17 protein-coding genes and 1 pseudogene are annotated in these 15,586 nt (G+C 51.5%); 2 read left to right on the top strand and 16 right to left on the bottom strand.

Annotated elements, in window-relative coordinates; all coding sequences use genetic code 11:
• Positions 1-2: 2 nt before the first annotated feature.
• Positions 3-3,608, bottom strand: a complete 3,606-nt coding sequence (locus HEP82_RS10385) for a hypothetical protein (RefSeq protein ID WP_192458012.1) — start codon at positions 3,606-3,608, stop codon at positions 3-5.
• Between the two features lie 414 nt (positions 3,609-4,022).
• On the opposite strand from HEP82_RS10385, the gene HEP82_RS10380 reads away from it, so the two are divergent.
• The gene (locus HEP82_RS10380; protein WP_192458011.1) at positions 4,023-4,325 is read left to right on the top strand and encodes a hypothetical protein; all 303 of its coding nucleotides are present in this window, start codon (positions 4,023-4,025) and stop codon (positions 4,323-4,325) included.
• A 133-nt stretch (positions 4,326-4,458) separates the two neighbouring features.
• Here the strand turns inward: HEP82_RS10380 and HEP82_RS10375 are convergent, their stop codons facing one another.
• The 15 genes and pseudogenes from HEP82_RS10375 to HEP82_RS10310 form a co-directional block, all read right to left on the bottom strand.
• A complete protein-coding gene (locus HEP82_RS10375) occupies positions 4,459-4,854 on the bottom strand; it encodes a hypothetical protein (protein WP_192458010.1) in 396 nt (131 codons plus the stop codon).
• Positions 4,851-5,030: pseudogene (locus tag HEP82_RS10370) on the bottom strand (type VI secretion protein); the annotation flags it as partial. The pseudogene HEP82_RS10370 and the gene HEP82_RS10375, both read right to left, overlap by 4 nt.
• A gap of 87 nt (positions 5,031-5,117) precedes the next feature.
• Entirely contained in the window at positions 5,118-5,303 is a 186-nt protein-coding gene (locus HEP82_RS20240) for a DUF1525 domain-containing protein (protein WP_407938282.1), read from the bottom strand.
• Positions 5,300-5,500 carry a hypothetical protein gene (locus tag HEP82_RS20235; protein WP_407938281.1) on the bottom strand — a complete coding sequence of 67 codons (201 nt, stop codon included), beginning with the start codon at positions 5,498-5,500 and terminating at the stop codon, positions 5,300-5,302. The genes HEP82_RS20240 and HEP82_RS20235 overlap by 4 nt, the downstream gene beginning before the upstream one ends.
• A gap of 162 nt (positions 5,501-5,662) precedes the next feature.
• Entirely contained in the window at positions 5,663-6,280 is a 618-nt protein-coding gene (locus HEP82_RS10360) for a hypothetical protein (protein WP_038913087.1), read from the bottom strand.
• A 179-nt stretch (positions 6,281-6,459) separates the two neighbouring features.
• Complete coding sequence (locus HEP82_RS10355; RefSeq protein ID WP_192458009.1) at positions 6,460-6,846, bottom strand: hypothetical protein; 387 nt, start codon at positions 6,844-6,846, stop codon at positions 6,460-6,462.
• The gene (locus HEP82_RS10350) at positions 6,843-9,662 is read right to left on the bottom strand and encodes a conjugative transfer ATPase (protein WP_192458008.1); all 2,820 of its coding nucleotides are present in this window, start codon (positions 9,660-9,662) and stop codon (positions 6,843-6,845) included. Before HEP82_RS10350 ends, HEP82_RS10355 begins: the two co-directional genes overlap by 4 nt.
• On the bottom strand, positions 9,662-10,075 hold the full coding sequence (locus HEP82_RS10345; protein ID WP_192458007.1) for a TIGR03751 family conjugal transfer lipoprotein: 414 nt from the start codon (positions 10,073-10,075) through the stop codon (positions 9,662-9,664). The genes HEP82_RS10350 and HEP82_RS10345 overlap by 1 nt, the downstream gene beginning before the upstream one ends.
• A gap of 11 nt (positions 10,076-10,086) precedes the next feature.
• A complete protein-coding gene (locus HEP82_RS10340; RefSeq protein ID WP_407938280.1) occupies positions 10,087-11,607 on the bottom strand; it encodes a TIGR03752 family integrating conjugative element protein in 1,521 nt (506 codons plus the stop codon).
• A 5-nt stretch (positions 11,608-11,612) separates the two neighbouring features.
• Positions 11,613-12,449, bottom strand: a complete 837-nt coding sequence (locus tag HEP82_RS10335) for a TIGR03749 family integrating conjugative element protein (RefSeq protein ID WP_237048267.1) — start codon at positions 12,447-12,449, stop codon at positions 11,613-11,615.
• 68 nt (positions 12,450-12,517) lie between these two features.
• A complete protein-coding gene (locus HEP82_RS10330) occupies positions 12,518-13,183 on the bottom strand; it encodes a PFL_4703 family integrating conjugative element protein (RefSeq protein WP_192458005.1) in 666 nt (221 codons plus the stop codon).
• A complete protein-coding gene (locus HEP82_RS10325) occupies positions 13,183-13,551 on the bottom strand; it encodes a TIGR03750 family conjugal transfer protein (RefSeq protein ID WP_192458004.1) in 369 nt (122 codons plus the stop codon). The genes HEP82_RS10330 and HEP82_RS10325 overlap by 1 nt, the downstream gene beginning before the upstream one ends.
• 10 nt (positions 13,552-13,561) lie before the next feature.
• On the bottom strand, positions 13,562-13,900 hold the full coding sequence (locus tag HEP82_RS10320; RefSeq protein ID WP_225622420.1) for a TIGR03745 family integrating conjugative element membrane protein: 339 nt from the start codon (positions 13,898-13,900) through the stop codon (positions 13,562-13,564).
• A gap of 21 nt (positions 13,901-13,921) precedes the next feature.
• A complete protein-coding gene (locus HEP82_RS10315; RefSeq protein ID WP_225622419.1) occupies positions 13,922-14,164 on the bottom strand; it encodes a TIGR03758 family integrating conjugative element protein in 243 nt (80 codons plus the stop codon).
• Positions 14,164-14,493: an integrative conjugative element protein, RAQPRD family gene (locus HEP82_RS10310; protein ID WP_050570774.1), complete on the bottom strand. Its 330-nt coding sequence runs from the start codon at positions 14,491-14,493 to the stop codon at positions 14,164-14,166. Before HEP82_RS10310 ends, HEP82_RS10315 begins: the two co-directional genes overlap by 1 nt.
• Before the next feature lie 252 nt (positions 14,494-14,745).
• On the opposite strand from HEP82_RS10310, the gene HEP82_RS10305 reads away from it, so the two are divergent.
• A partial coding sequence (locus HEP82_RS10305; RefSeq protein ID WP_331252923.1) for a P-loop NTPase fold protein occupies positions 14,746-15,586 on the top strand: 841 nt, incomplete at its 3' end.

Genomic DNA, 15,586 nt, shown 5'->3' with positions numbered 1-15,586 from the left:
AATCATTCTATCCGAATTTTTAGATCAGCAATCATGAACACTATAGCCACTTCACGGTGATCGATGCCGTAAGTCGCGACATAGCCGCTTATTCCTCGGTCAGCCGCGATAAGCGCATCACATCTGCGGAAAACCAGGGGCAAAGAAATTTCATACTCGAGGATTGTCCTGACATACTCAAGAAGTGGTCTTATCTCCTCTAAATATGAGTAAATCACGTTAAAATAGAGATCGCAGTACCCGTATGCCGGCAGCTTGTTGAGATGCTTCTTGATGTTTTTCCGGTCCAAACCGCCGCAAACCAGTGCTTCATAGATGGCAATTTCACTTCCACCAGCGCGGATAACTAAATCCCTCTCGCCGGGATTTCCCTTAGCAGTATAGCCACCGAGTGACTGGTCACTGACATTCCACTTGACTATTGCCAAAGATGCGTTCAGCACTTCTCGAACTGCGGAGTTCAGATCATTTTCGAGTTTTGCATCGTCCTCAGGGTCTTTCCTGTCGCGCAGCATAGCGGCCATACGCTGAAGAGATGCAACGGCATTGGAGACTTCCCTTATCAGATATCCGCGCAACCCCTGTCGTGTCGGACCAAGGATCTCACCAACCTGTGTGAAATTGAGTGTGGCCAGTTGCTGTAATGCGATTCTTATGGAATTTAAACCGTCACCATCAACCGATGCCGAAGCGATGCTGGAAGCCGGTTTTCCCGCCAGCAGATCGTTTCTGAGCTCAACGAAGCGCTTGTTCATCTCAAATTCTGTAATGGCCGCATCCAGAATGACCATCGCTTCACCCCAGAGCCCCATCTCATGTTTTGCAAGTGCAGCAGCCAATTCCAAGTCTGCGCTTCTGATCTCATTGCGACGTTGGTTGATGCTCTCCAGCGCCTCCCCGGGCCGCTCCAGAGCAATTAAGAGAAGTGCACGATTGGCAAGCAATGACGTACTTTCAAGAAGTTTATTTGCTTTAATAGCGCTTTTAATCTCAGCAAGCAGGCGCTCTCCTGCGACTTTGTCCACCGCACTTATTGGGTGAGTCTTGGAGCCTATAATTTGCTGAATCGCGATTGCAAAATAGTTTTCTCTGTATGCCGTACTTGCCCCCGGTATTGCTGCAAGCCGCTTCAGGTCAGCCCGGGCGCGGGCAAGGTTGCCTTCAGGGCGCAAAAGTTGTGAAGTGGCTCGGTAGAAATCCAGTTCATCATTGGCTTGCCGCGCTGTTTCTGTACGCAACGTCGAGGGGATGACCGCGATGTCCAGTGCGTCCCAGTTTTCTTGTTTTAAATACAGTCGAAGCTCAAGCGTAAACAGGGCAAGCCGGGATTGCAGTGGCGCGTTGTCTAACTCCGGCCTGACATCATCCAGATGCTCCCGGGCCAGCTCATATTCCTCGGCGTTCTGCAACGTTTCAATACGATGTATCAGCTCAGTCCAGGTCCAGAAATCCGAAGCTTCTCCCGGTTTGAGCTGTCGCAATTTCGCTTTGATCCCAGCTTTTGCCGTAGCGGGAAGATGCTGGCAAAGCTCGGCAAGCAAAACTGGATCGTCGGATTGCGCAAAAACCTGTAACAGGTCTTCCTGCCGACTTTTGTCCAGTTTATGCCATGCGGCAGCAAGATCCTGAGCGGGAGACCCCACCTCTTGGGTCAGGCTATTTCCCGGACTGTATCTGTCAGTAAGGGCGCCAATGCGCCCCTTCTCATCATGCTCGATGACGCTGAGCGAAATGAGCTTTCTGAATGCGTCGCTGAGCACCGGTGGCACCTCGTCGTCTGGCCATCCCGATACAGCACGAGCCAGCAGCCGCACATGTACTCTTATTGTCCGGGCAACTGAGGAACGGACAATAAGTTGCTCATCCTGAGGTGCCTCCTGAAGTAGCGCCATGCCATCAAAGGGGATCAGGAATGCATCGCGAACTGGCGCATCTTGCGCACACGCTGTGGCAACAAGGCATCCGGCAAGAACAGGTGATAGCATTGCAACGTCTGTACAATCCAGATTCAGATTACGCGCAAACTCTGAGTAGAACGCAACAACCGGCAGCATGGTGGCCTCAGCCACCTGCGGGAAATGCCTCTTTCCATCAAGGGCACCAGAAAAACACGCCCACGAAACATTATTTTTATAGCGTACCTGATTCACCAGATATCGTAACACCTCGGACTGAACGTGCTCATTTTGCCTCGTAATCATCCCCAGTAGCTGATGCCCCACGGACCGCTGCGTATCCGCTATGTCCTGTCCCATGGGTACATCCCCTCTATAGCACCAGGTTATCAAAGCGGCGCATTCTTCAAGGCTGAGTAAGTCTGCTTCTACATAGTGAGCAATACAGGACAGTGCATCCTCCACAGCAAAAGTTCTCATCTGGGCTTCCCGGCTCCGACTGCGCTCGCTGTTACGGCCTCTCGTATGCCACATTATCGTCCATTGTGCCGCCAGACAGGCTGTGGGCCGGTATAGCAACAAGTCCACCAGCAGCACGGAGACAGCATCGATGCGGATGCTAAGTTGCATCAACGCCATCGGATGGTTGGCAGCGAAAGACAGGAGTGCTTCCGATGCAGTCAATACATTCGGACCGATGTCGGTCTTTTCCAATTCGGAACACAGCAATCCAAAAGCAAAGCTGACCATATTCTGATCCCATCGATGCATCATCAGCCGATCCATCATCAGATATTGGACTCCTCGGCTGGTAAGCCAGCCAGCTTTTGCCACCAGTGTGCGAGGAATAACCTCCCTGGTACAGTAAGCAAACCGTACCTGGTTTTGAGGGATGCCATAGGTGTTCAGGAGCACATCAATATAACGAACGAGATCTTCGTCCCATCCCCCCCACAGAGTTTGACGCGCAAGAACGCGGTGAGCCGCCTCACGGCATAACTGCTTCTGCTCGGGCATCCATTGACTGCTCCATTCGCCATAACCTTGAATAACGCGACACCAGGCAGCCCATTCGCGAAAAGCACAATCTACCGCGTCTGCATGGGTAGCAGCAGATGCCTGGTCATGCTGCAGAATCATTTCTTTCTCTGAATTAAGAAGCCCGGCAGGACAAAGTTGTTCCCATAACCTGCCAAGGAAACACTCCGGGTTTTCAACCGGAACGTTCTTTTCGAGCCAGAATTCAGCCAGAATTCTTTCTTCAAGTGCCTTTACCGCTGCCGGTGGGCTGTCAGTTTTTGGGGTCAGTTGGGGCCGACTGAGCTCTTCAAGAAAGCCTTGAGTTCCCGGGGTGGGATAGGAGATGTGAGAACGTGTACCGACAGGAATGCCTTGTATCATCCAGCGCCCCCCATCAAAGAAAACCCAGCCCTGTTGTTTGAGCTCTTCGAAAAGCGGCCCACCCTCAGCCTTCCTGGTTTCCGATTCATCCCAACTTTGTGCCAGGTCCTTCGCTTCACCCGGATACTCCAGACGGAAATGTTCGCACAGGCTAAGCAGTGCCTGCTCATCCACACATTCATCCGAACTCTGCGCGGGACGGATATGGTGGGGTCTGGGCAGCCAGCGTGCGAACGCCTCTCTGAGCTCGCGTCGCACATCTAACGATGCAGGGCCCCCCTCCATAGGGGATATATTTTCAAATCCTTCCACTATGCTTTTCCTCGAATTTCAGACCCACATTCCGCGCGTCAAACGGGAAATATATACGCGGATTTACATCGATTGCACAAATTCATTGACGTGATCCCCGTTGATTTACATACGGCAGTACTATTAATACCCGTGGCAACTCGATTGCGAACCTCCGCTGTTCGCTCAATGCAGTCTGTCGGATTCGATTGTGTTCTGTCCGCAAAAATTGTCAGTTTGAGTCTGAGCTAATACAACCTGGGCAACAGTTCACCTCGCTCGGTGGTGTATCAACCCGATGAACACCACCCCTGGCTGTGCCTTGAGTCTATTTTTTGTATAATCCAATGCATGTCTTAACCATGCGAAGTCTTTATAACTTAGTACGTTACGATTTTCCTGATGTGTCTCTTCGCTAATAAAAGGATTTAAGTCATGTTGAAAAAGCTGGTGACTGGCAAGTTAAGTCTACCTATGACTTTCTGGGGGTGGGGGTTTTGTGGCGGTTTTTTCCTTGGACTTATTGGTATGGCCGGAGTTCACTCGGGCCACAGTGCGCTAGTACCCATATCGTACATTCTTAAAACCGTGCTTTTTTCAGCAGTTCTTTCTGGACTTACATTCATTTTAAGAAGAAAAATAACCTTTCTTGGCGTAATCGCCTTTCTCATTGTTTTAATTCAAGTGATTCTTGGTGTGGTCATGGTAGTTGGTTTATCTTCTCTGTTATTTAAATAGCTCAGCCAGAGTGAAGACTTTACCTTTCGTATTGTTGCAAGAAACGAGAAGGAGCATCAGCTCCTTCTCACGCTTAGGGGACACCTATAAAATACTTATTTTTCAATATATTGCTGAATTTAAAAATCGATTATTACTCTGTACATCCTGTCAAATTTGCTAACCTACTCACCAGCCACATGGCATCCACCGTATCCGGAACACTGATATACCAGCGTATACCATTCTGATAATCCTGCTCATCCGGCCATGAAATATTACCCGTAACGGTAACCAAAATATCCAGCGTGTTCTCCAGCGAGTCACTCAGATGCACCGAGACGCTGTTGCTACGCCCGATACGGTGCGGCAATATCGACGCCGCTATCGGCAGAGTCAGCCGTTTTTTCACTTCGGCCTGCAGTCTGGAAAGCTCACGGTGCTCATGCTCCCCTATGCGGGCGCCGCCCTGTGGCGGGACATCGAACATTACCGATGGCGCGATATCGCTATCCGGAACCACAACCACATCAGTCATCAGCGATTTCATAGTATTTCCGCTCGTTCAGAGAGTATGCCACGTGCTACATCCAGGCGTTTCGCCACCCGGAATGCAGCTTCCAGTTCACTGCAGTTAAACTGCTGCATCAGTTCCCGGCGCTCAGCCTTCTCCTCTTTTTCCGTCATCCCGAGAGCCAGATAGAGACTGGGCGGCACCGACCGGAAGCTGTGCCGTATTTACGCTGGCCGTTGTCAGCCAGCTAACAGATAACAGGGTGGCCATCAGCGCTCGTCGGGTTTTCAGCGTCATCCTCATCGGCGCGCCTCCTGCCAGTTGCTCAGACGGGCACTGGCCAGATCGACGTCGGTGGTGCCATAGACAACATAGTTATCGTCAAAGACAACAGCGGGATAACGCTGCAGTTGCCAGACCTTGATTACACCGGCGAACGCCAATGACAGATCAGCCTGTCGCTGTCTGAATTCAGGCGACGTCAGTACTGCCCAGGCACGCGCTTCTGCTTGCTTCGGATTGGCAGACAGTCCAGTAAAATTTTATCGGGAGCATCCAGGTAGACGACCTGGGCGGTGGATGAACCGGATATAACAGGGTGAGCGCTGTCGGTATAAATGACTGTGCCGGCGAACGTACCAGCAGGCAGCAACAGCACAGTCAGATAAACAACTCTGAACATGGTGAGCACTCCTTAAACGGGGAAAACTAACCCGTTTAAGGTGCGTTTATAGGTACAGAGTGCCAGCAGGGAACTGTTTTCTGAGATTCAAAAAATTGCTCTTACCCATCATAGTGAACTCACAAATAATAGGTGACTCATGACAAGAACCGAATCAACCAGCTACCTAAGCGTTCCCTTGATGGCGATACCTTGAGGTATCTGAAGATCATCAAACTTGGCTGAAGTGATGAGGCGATCTCCAGTAGTACATCGGAACAGCTCCAAGAAGAACCGGTATGAGGTCAGGTTACACGAATCGTTCAATACTCGGCTACTTGCCCCCGCAATCTTCGTGGCGGAAGCACAGCGCATTCCTGACTTAGTGTAATTGAAAACGAACGAAGCCGGCGTGATATCCAGCATCTTATCGCACTGACTAATCAATTCTTTGTGACCAGCCACTGTCATTTCAACGCCTTCATCAATCCTCTTTGATTGAATCAGAGCACCCTTAGAATAGGTAAGCTGCGGTGTCTTGATTGAGACGTGGAACAGAATGTCTGCACCGGCCGCCTTCTCTTGTGCGGCTACCCCTTTACGATGTCTGAGAATCGACGAAGACCATTTGACACCACCAATTTCTTCGTCAAAAGTAGAGTCCAACCAGCCGATCAGCGTTCCAGTAATGTCGTCTTCATCCGTGACAAGCCCTTTCGCATATTTCAGCATCGCAGCGCTGACTGCACGGTCTGCTGCGCGTGCTGCTTCTCGAAAAGCTTTTTCAAGGTTACTGTTCATTCTTTTTCCTTACTTCAGCTAAATCCTGTACCAAGCGAACTGAAATCATCATAGAAGCGGTGGGGTAACTTTCCATCTTGGGGCACCCCAGCACCAACTAAATATAAGCTATTGAAAAAATTAAATATTTTACATCATACATGCAGACATAGACACAACATTGTCAGAAGCTGAACTCCTCAATCCAAAGTTGTTTCCAGTCGGCTCAATAACCACATGGCATCTACCGTATCCGGGACACTGATATACCAGCGCATACCATGCTGATAGTCCATGTCATCCGGCCATGAAATATTGCCCGTAATGGTGACCAAGATATCCAGCGTGTTCTCCAGAGAGTCACTCAAATGCACCGATACACTGTTGCTGCGCCCGATACGGTGCGGCAATATTGCCACCGCTATCGGCAGAGTCAGCCGTTTTTTCACCTCAGCCTGCAGCCTGGAAAGCTCACGGTGCTCATGTTCCCCTATACGGGCGCCGCCCTGTGGCGGGACATCGAACATTACCGATGGCGCGATATCGCTATCCGGAACCACAACCACATCAGTCATCAGCGATTTCATAGTATTTCCGCCCGTTCAGAGAGTATGCCACGTGCTACATCCAGACGTTTCGCCACCCGGAATGCAGCGTCCAGTTCACTGCAGTTAAACTGCTGCATCAGTTCCCGGCGTTCAGCCTTCTCCTCTTTTTCCGTCATCCCGAGAGCCAGATAGAGACTGGGCGGCACCGACCGGAAGAGCGCCTGCACTCGCGTGGAGAGCACAACGCCTTCGGTATAACATCGAGGAAATTTCGTAGCTGACAGCAACATCGCTTTCTGCTCTGCAGTCAGCGTCTTGAAACGCGCTATTTGCTCCACTTCATCCGGCGGCATAGTCAGACACAACCACCATTCTGCCATGTTGAGCATTTTTTCGGATACGTTCGGAAAATCCTTCAGGTTCTGTGTCGCCAGCCACAGCCAGGCACCGAGCTTACGCCACATTTTCACCACTTTGGTGACATACGGCGACAGCAAAGGGTTAGTCGTCACGATGTGCGCCTCGTCGATCACCATAATGATTTCCCGATCCAGATACTGATCACGTTCAGCAATATTGTTGACCGTATTAATCAGCGCAATCACGGCCACCGCCATTTGAGCCTCATAGCCTTCACGTGCTAGTGTACCCAAATCAATGATGGTGACATCTGACTCTGGCCAGGGAATGCCTGGACGGTTGAAGAGCTCTCCTTCAAAGCCCTCGGTAAACATCCGCAGCGCTTCCGACATTTCCTCGGCCCTGGCCCGACGCGCCGCTGTTCTGCGCTCCCGACCTTCACTGTCACGGCTGTTGTCACGAGCAATGGACTCCAGAGCTTTCATCAGATGCTCAGGCAACATCTGAGTCTGCTCATCTTGAGCGGCATGAGCCGCTATCAGAATGGCTTCACGCAGCATCCCGCGATCGGCACGTGTCATCCGCAGTTCTTCTGCTGCCTCCCCACCTGTGACCATCAGACGTGCGGCGATCTCCATCTCCCCCAGCACGTCACGCTCATCGTCGCCGTCATCATTCTTGATTTCATCCAATTCTGGCAGTTTATCTTCGTCAGTAATCAACGTGCTGGGTGCAGCCTGCAGCAACAAATGCGAATCAGCGAACGGTGCTAAGGAAACCCCTTTCCCCGGCTTGATACTGATTTTATTGACAGTCAGCCCTAATGACTCGCAATAGTCGCCATAAAGCCCGAAGGAATTACCCGCTTCCAAAAGGAACAACCTGGGACGGTGGATAGCCATCGTCTGTGACAACCCGCTACAAAGCGTTGCCGATTTTCCCGACCCTGTTGGGCCAAACAACAGCAAATGCGCATTTTGGGTACGATCCGCCTTGTTCATCGGGTCAAATGTCAGCGGTGAACCGCCACGGTTGAAAAAGCTGAGTCCAGGATTGCTGGTGCCAGTATCGCGGCCAAACACCGGTAACATGGCCGCAAAATGCTGCACGAACATCAGGCGGCTATACCAGTGTTGCTTGTCCAGCTCCGGATTAAAGGCCATTGGCAGCGCGCGGAGGTATCCATTCAGCGGCGCGACATCGTGCTCCGGATTGACCGGCTTCATACCGTTGTTCAGCAGCTTACTGTTCAGATCTAACTGGCGTTTTGACAATGTGTCGGTGTCAGGAGCCCGCAACAGAAATGTTATCGCCGCTCGATACAGTTTGTGACGAGCCCCCAGATACGCTTTTGCTGTTTGAGCGTCCTCACGTGCCCGGGCAGAATCGACGTTCTCGCCCATCGCATCACGGCCCAATTTGTTAAACTGTTCTTCCAGCACGTCCTGAGGCTGCACAATCAGCGTCATGACCAGCATCGACCCCTGAGGCATCAAATCCATTAGCGCGTTGATGTTATCGCCTCGCCGCACTTCCCCGGTCAGATGCCCGGTCTGTGGCACACGACGCAGCGCCTCCACCGGCACCGCCTTGTGTGCGATGTCATCGAACCACCAGATCCCCCGATCAGCGTCGCTCCTGGGGCGGGTGTACCATAAAGACTCGCTAAAATCGTTCATCAGCGGCAGCGTATCCGGTCCGCCATCATCATGGTGAGCTGAGCGGTAGAGCGCGTCCGGTGCCACCCATTTCGGCGAAGGATTGAACCAGCGCAGCAGCCAGCCGTGGATCTGCTCACCGTTCTGCCGATGACATTTGATACCGGCACCGGCCAGTGCCGACGTCACCCTGTCACACACCTGATTCAGCATCACAACAGGCGACATCTGATCACGAACCTGCGTTTCCACATACCGGTAGATCACCATGCGGGTACGGCGAGTCTGCCCCCGCCAGGGTGCACCGGTTACAATCTTGTCTTCAAACAACCCTTTTTCGACCGAAATGCTCTTCATATGCCGTTCGGTCTCAGCGAGCCAGGCTTTCGTAAACTCGGTTCCTTCAGCCCAGGGTTTGACATACCCACGCAACCGGTCAATGTACTCGGTGACGTCCGTTTCATCCTGACAGTAAAACTGGACCACCCACTGATGACTATCGAGCTCGGGCAGGCTGTCCTGCAGCGCGTCCTCTACGGTGTCGCGGATCTCATCCAGCCGTTCTGCCGGGCGCCCTTCGGTCCCTACCGGTATCACTTCATATACCGCCCCCACCGAAACACCATCATCCAGAAGGATACAACGCTCCTGGGGCAAATATTCTGCATACGGCATGAAATCAATGATCGATGGAGCTGTGTCGTATAACCGCAGCTCATCGCGATGAGTCAGCGTACCATCTCTGTGTAACGGCTCGCGGCCGGCAACGGCAAAAGGGCCATCGCCCTCCTGATATTGAGGATGCGCGTTAGCTTTAGAGCGGAATAAGGAAAACATCACAGGTCCCCCAGCCGCTCGCCCGGCAATGCGTATTGGATCTGAGAGTAGAACGGGAACACCGTGCTGTACCCCGGAACCGGGGTACTGCCTTCGGCCAGATGAGGGAACACGTACATGACCAGGTCAGGATTGGGTAACCGAGGAAACGTCTGCTGGATTTCGTTCTCCTGGGTACGACTGTAGCTGTCTGACTCCTGTTGCAGTTGAGTGCGATCCCGTTCAGAGAGTGCCCGACGCAACACGCTCCGACCATCGCTGGCAGATGTTGAGGCAGTCCCCGAACCAGCACCATTACGCCACAATTCCAGCATATTGCTGTCCCCTGGCGGTAGCATGGCGTCCTTGCTGGTACTGCATCCAGCAAGCAAAAAAACCGATAATACTAATACCATACGTTTCTTTTCCGTCATTGTGCTCCCCTTCAATCCATCCCCATTCCAGTCTTATTCAGGCTGAAGTCATATTTGACCTTGCGCCCTTTTTCTTCGTAATCGATCGCCAACTGCCGGGTGATATGTACCGCGACCCGGGCCCCCGGCTGCACATAAATGGCATCAAATGTCTGACCATAACGTGACTTCACCCAGTCCACGATTTCTTTGGTACTGCCTGAAAAAGTTTTACCCAGCACCGCCTGACCGGCATCGCCAGTCAGCGTGGATGTGACGCCACCATACGCATTGGATTGTGAGGTATTCTGGTTTTGTGCCAGGGCATCACCTGCCGCACTGGCACCGGCCAACAGTGCAATGGTCGGCAGATATGTAGAGGCGTTCGATTTGCGTTCGCCGGCCAGACACGGGATACCGTGTTCATCTGAAATCCAGCCAATGCTTCCGCCCGCCGAACCATTGCCGGAATTATTCTGACCACCACTGCTATCCGCCTTGTCTGACGGGCGCGGTAATGTACGAACAGTACCGTCCGTAAACACAAAGGTGATGCTGGTCACCGACCCACGCACGCAGGACAGCGTCCAGTCGCCGGTAGCCGTTCCCGAAACAATGGCACCCTCGACATCAGGCAATTCAATACCATTGGCCGTCAGGTTATCCTTGCCGATCATCACCTTGAATGGGTACGGATCGACGACCTTGCCATCAATGGGAATGCGTCCCAGCAGGGCCGTCATTGCCTGGCTGCCCACCAGCGTCGAGTTCACCGGCAGGGTATAAACCGGGTCAACCGGTCCCTGCGTACCGTTGTCGGTCAGTGATGCCGAACCCGACTTACGATCCAGTTCGGCCTTCTGCCGGGTAATGGCGTTATCATCAAGAAATGACATTGGGAACGTAGTGCCGGTAGCCGTAACCCCCTTCGCCACTGGTTTACCACTGGCATCGGTTGCAATACCGTCGGTAGGTTCAACCCACATCATCCCATCAGCGCCTGCCACACCTGTCGTTGATGCAGACGGCATTCCACCCGTATCGCCCAATCCCAGGCCGACGGGAAAATCTGACCGGCTATTCACCGCTGGAGAAGACGTACGAGACTGTCCATTCTTCAGCTGATCCAGCGCATTGTTCATCTGCTGCGTCAGCTGCTGAATCTGCCCTCGCAATGCCCCCTGCTCTTTTGCAGCCTCCTGCTGAGAATTAGACACAGCCTGATTGATGCGACCATCAACATCCTGATTAGCCGATTTCAACTTCTTGTTTTCTTCAAGCAGTTGTTTGTTCTGATCTTCAAGCTGTGCCTGTTTCGCAGACACATTTTTCAGTGTGCCCACCAGCGTCCTCAGCGTGTCCTGTGGGGTATCACCTTCAATACCTAGCGTGCGCAAGTCATCCGGCGTTAACTCGCTCAACGTCGCCTTCTTCGTTGTTTCGCCTGCATTATTGTTTTTACCTCCGGAACAGCTTTTCACGCCGATGACCGCCGAGGCCAATAACACCGTAGGTACCAGGATTTTTACCAGTCCGTTCGACTTCATCTGCATTTCTGCTACCTCTTTTTAGTCGACTGAGCAGGCATTACCGGCTCGGCAATAAACGCGCTGTCCGGTTTACCCTGTACAACCAGGTAAACGGCCGTCGTGTCTTCGGGGGTACCTGCTCGCCCCAACCAGCGATGCTGAAAAGCAGCAGACAAGAAACGGCCGTCCAGTCGACGCGGATCCAGGATCACCTTACGCGTGGAGGTATTACGCACCTGTAATGCCACCACGGTGTGTTCATTGAGAGCCCACGCCGCCAGGGGTTTAATCTGTACCGGCTCAGAGGGATAAAGCGTGGTGATCGTACCCGGCAGACGCAGCGGAACCGGGTGAATACCCGGAACAGACTCGACAGCGCGCAGGGGGGCATACAGGTTTTGTGCCGCATACCGCGTCATCACCACAGGTAACGGCGCGTTCAGCGAGGGAGCCTGACGACGGGAAGTTGATCCACTCCCCGAATCAGCACTCTCAGACTTAACTGAGTCCGAGCTTGCCCGGCGCCCATTGCCGTTGCTGCTCCCCGTGGTTTTGGCGTTATCCGAAGATGACACCGATGTGACCTCTCCCTCATACACCACTTTCACCGGTTCACGGAGTGCCTTGCCGGCAGATGCGCTGATATCCAGTAAGATGATTTCGCCACTTTCTGCATCAAGAAGAGTCAGGCGCGTTGTCGGGAAGGCTTCGCTGGCCGACAGATAGACCGCACCGCCACTACTCTGAACCCGGAGTTTGTCTTTCAGTGCCGGCGGGAAGCCCACCCGCACATTCTTGTCGACAAACACAATGCGCTCCTGGCCAACGTTGAGCGGTACCTGCAACGGGATACGCTCCCAGCGCATCAGCTCTACCGCTGAAGCCGGAAATGCAGCAGCAATCAGCAACGCGGATGTGATACGTGAAAAAACGGTCACTGGAATACCCCCGTTTTCTTTTCCGGCGCCGCGACCGGCGCCGCTTCAATGCGTTGCGGCATGCTGTCGTAGCAGTCCAGTGCCAGCCCGAACGGGTTACGCTCCGGGTCTCCTTCCCAGCGCAGGACACGCAACGGATAGCGCACCATGGCCCGTTTTACCGGTTCGGTGTGGTAGTACTCGTCAGCCACCAGATCCAGACGTACCACCCACTCATCGTCTGAGCGAACGGTAACACTCTGACTGCCATACCCTCGCCGTGGCAGCTCATACACTACGCGGACACGGTCTTTCAGCTCGCCGCTATCACTACGAACTTTCGCATCTTTGTTGAGAAAGTCCTGACACGCTGGCGTCAGGAACGCACCCATCTGTGCAATCTTGGCCGGATAGTCCACATCGCCATTCCGAGGCCACGCATTGAGTTGTTGGAAAATGTAAAACCCAAAGGCGTAGACCGTGGAGGGCGGTACTTTCCACCATTCGCGCGTGCTGCCACTACGTAAATCGGGGGGGTTGTGGATAGTGAGCTGACGCGGCGCTGACATCCATCCCACAATGGCCATGACGAGCAATAGGAACAAAAGCACAATAATGCCGCGTAACGTCAGGATGTGATTATCCCGAGCAGACACCGCATTACGAAAACGACTCGCTAGCATCAGCGCCCCCTCGTGATACGAGCTGAGCGCTTGATTTGCCAGGGCTGAGATGACAGGACCAGTCTTGAGCCCGGAGCCAGGGACAAACGTGCACGAAACTCCTGGAAGCGACGCCAGATATAGTTATCCGGCTTACCTCGCTTGTAACTGCTGATGTAGTGGCCACCGATAAAAACAACCAACAGCGGCGTCAACAACATACAGGTCGGTAATATCACCCATCCCACCAGGGGCAACATCGGCAGAGCCAGGGGGACGCCAAGCAGAACGCCAGTTCCCGCAGCCAGTCCCAGTTCGCCCGTGGTAAACCCCTTGTATACGGCCGGAGGGTTATTCAATCGGTCCGGAAGGAAGTCGATCACCGCCATGTTCCCTCCCTTAGATGATGTCTGCCGCTTTAGTCAGCAACCAGATCACCGCAACCAGCAAGACCACACCAACAATGATAAACGCGCCGAATTCGGTCCACGTCGCTTTTCCCTGACGGACATGGTGAAAACAGCTGATGGCAGCATTGGCTACCACGATAAATGCGATTACTGCAATCACCAGACCACCCAGAGTGGCCCCATCTCTGATATACCCCTTCATTGAGTTAAACAGTCCACCACCGCCACCAGTTGACGGCGATTCAACAGGTGGCAAGTCGGCATAAGCACGAAATGACAGGACAGCAAACAAACAGGCTTGTCCAATACGGTTAAGTAGATTTTTCATAACGTTAAGAATTTCCATCGATTAATTAGCAAAGAAAAAGAGACAAATCACCAGCAGCAGGATGAACCGGAGCACACTGCTCACCATCGTTTCGGTGTCTATCGCCTGACTCCGCCATCCGCGGTACAAAGAAACGAACGTCCACGCGGCTATCAGGAACAACACGACAAAGAGCGTCCCCGTGATCAAGTTGTTGAGTACGGAAGACTCATTGCCCCCGGCACCTATACTCCACGCTCCACTTTGTGCGCTGGTCATCGGCATCAGCGTGACTCCTGGCTGTACTGGCCAGTGACGTTCATCGGCACTGCGGGTTGTGCCCGGGACGGCTGTAGATATCGCTCGATACCGAGCTTCATCGCCGTGATATCGCGCGTAGCACTGGAGTAGTCGAAGTAGTAGCGGGCTGAATCACCCGCGTTCTGACTGGCAATGACCTGAGCCCGGTTGAGCGCGGCTTGCACCTGATCCAGCTGACGCATCACCAATGCCAGCTCGTCTTTTTCAGAGGCCTGTGCAGACGCCGAAAACAAAAAGGAAAAGATGACGACAGAAAGGACACATTTGAGGGGGTTGATAGATCTAACCACCATGTCTCTGCTCCCATAACAGTAACGGTGGGAGCAGAGTGGCGGATTAGCGTGGAGAGGGCAGCAGTAAATCCTTTTTTGGTTTGGAAAAATTTTCTATACTAAATAGAAAGAACAGCCATATGCCTAGCAAGATCATTAATGCACTCTGAAATAAAAAATCAGAAATTATATCAATAATTACACTTAACATGTTTTAGTAAAGAACATGACACAACAACCTAACCTCTAAAAATAAAATCTGGACGATTCTCCATGAACACGTATAAATTTAGAAAAAACGATGAAATAGGAAAGTTGGAGGCTGAAACTGACTCATACCTTGAGTCATGTTTTTATGAGTCAGACATATTCAAAGGAATAATGAATTTTGACTCAAGCGAAAAAAACCCTGATTTCACAAGAAGAATCATCGTAGGGAGAACCGGCAGTGGAAAAACCGCACTATTAAAGAAAATAATTACAGACAATCATATAAAACTCCACGATAAAATAGAGGCAGAAAACACAATATTCGAACACATAAACAACAACATATTCATATCAGATCTTATATCTAAAGGTATAGACCTTAGAGGTTTTTATAAGTCATTATGGCTACACGTTCTATTAATCAAGGTAATAACAAGCATTTACCGATCATCGTACCAAAGTTTCTTTGAAGAGATAAAAAATCTAATCGGAGGAAAGAAAAAATCTTATAAACCAGAACTCGCCAATGAATATATAGAACTATTTAAGGACAATTTTTTTAATGACAAAGCAATAACAGAAATAAGTCAAAAAATGCAGGATGACTTAGCAATAAAACTAGGAGGAAAAGCAATAGAGTTAAGTGGAAAAGCATCGAACGAAGAAACAAAAAAAATACAATCAGAAACATCAAGCTACGTTAGCCGAGAGTTAATAAACAAACAAAAAGAACTGATAAAAATCCTTAAAGAAGAGTTTTCCGATTCAAAGCAAGTAAGAATTGTCATAAGCATAGACGATTTAGATAAATCATGGTTAAGCAATAGTTCAGTTAGATATGATTTTATAAACTCGCTACTGGAAGCATTTAGGGAATTATTAGACATAAAGTCAGTAAAAATAC

Source organism: Musicola keenii, assembly GCF_014855505.1.
GTDB classification, from domain to species: Bacteria; Pseudomonadota; Gammaproteobacteria; order Enterobacterales; family Enterobacteriaceae; genus Musicola; species Musicola paradisiaca.
Note: the sequence above shows the minus strand (reverse complement) of the source record. Positions and strands in the feature narration are given on the sequence as shown.

Excerpts from the sequence above, each read along its gene's own strand:
- HEP82_RS10380 (WP_192458011.1), top strand. The coding sequence starts at position 4,023 with ATGTTGAAAAAGCTGGTGACTGGCAAGTTAAGTCTACCTATGACTTTC.
- HEP82_RS10375 (WP_192458010.1), bottom strand. The coding sequence starts at position 4,854 with ATGAAATCGCTGATGACTGATGTGGTTGTGGTTCCGGATAGCGATATC.
- HEP82_RS20235 (WP_407938281.1), bottom strand. The coding sequence starts at position 5,500 with ATGTTCAGAGTTGTTTATCTGACTGTGCTGTTGCTGCCTGCTGGTACG.
- HEP82_RS10360 (WP_038913087.1), bottom strand. The coding sequence starts at position 6,280 with ATGAACAGTAACCTTGAAAAAGCTTTTCGAGAAGCAGCACGCGCAGCA.
- HEP82_RS10355 (WP_192458009.1), bottom strand. The coding sequence starts at position 6,846 with ATGAAATCGCTGATGACTGATGTGGTTGTGGTTCCGGATAGCGATATC.
- HEP82_RS10350 (WP_192458008.1), bottom strand. The coding sequence starts at position 9,662 with ATGTTTTCCTTATTCCGCTCTAAAGCTAACGCGCATCCTCAATATCAG.
- HEP82_RS10345 (WP_192458007.1), bottom strand. The coding sequence starts at position 10,075 with ATGACGGAAAAGAAACGTATGGTATTAGTATTATCGGTTTTTTTGCTT.
- HEP82_RS10340 (WP_407938280.1), bottom strand. The coding sequence starts at position 11,607 with ATGCAGATGAAGTCGAACGGACTGGTAAAAATCCTGGTACCTACGGTG.
- HEP82_RS10335 (WP_237048267.1), bottom strand. The coding sequence starts at position 12,449 with ATGCGCTGGGAGCGTATCCCGTTGCAGGTACCGCTCAACGTTGGCCAG.
- HEP82_RS10330 (WP_192458005.1), bottom strand. The coding sequence starts at position 13,183 with ATGCTAGCGAGTCGTTTTCGTAATGCGGTGTCTGCTCGGGATAATCAC.
- HEP82_RS10325 (WP_192458004.1), bottom strand. The coding sequence starts at position 13,551 with ATGGCGGTGATCGACTTCCTTCCGGACCGATTGAATAACCCTCCGGCC.
- HEP82_RS10320 (WP_225622420.1), bottom strand. The coding sequence starts at position 13,900 with ATGAAAAATCTACTTAACCGTATTGGACAAGCCTGTTTGTTTGCTGTC.
- HEP82_RS10315 (WP_225622419.1), bottom strand. The coding sequence starts at position 14,164 with ATGCCGATGACCAGCGCACAAAGTGGAGCGTGGAGTATAGGTGCCGGG.
- HEP82_RS10310 (WP_050570774.1), bottom strand. The coding sequence starts at position 14,493 with ATGGTGGTTAGATCTATCAACCCCCTCAAATGTGTCCTTTCTGTCGTC.